Consider the following 201-nt stretch of genomic DNA (forward strand, 5'->3'; position numbering starts at 1 on the left):
AATTTGATCACGTTAATAAATACTATGGCAAGCTTCATGCCTTGAAGGACATTAATTTGGAAATTGAAGAGGGCCAAGTTGTAACGATCATCGGATCTTCCGGTTCCGGAAAGTCAACTCTGATCAGAACCATCAATGGCTTGGAGCCAATTCAATCAGGCAAGTTGGAAGTTACTGGCTATGATTTGGCCGATAAGAAAA

General features: G+C 40.8%; 1 protein-coding gene. It reads left to right on the forward strand.

Going from position 1 to position 201, the window contains the following annotated elements:
- The coding region (locus tag KI210_RS08900; RefSeq protein ID WP_212781491.1) for an ATP-binding cassette domain-containing protein at positions 1–201 on the forward strand (201 nt) is incomplete at both ends.

Origin of the sequence: Lactobacillus corticis (genome assembly GCF_018327645.1) — a bacterium.
Taxonomy (GTDB): Bacteria; Bacillota; Bacilli; order Lactobacillales; family Lactobacillaceae; genus Lactobacillus; species Lactobacillus corticis.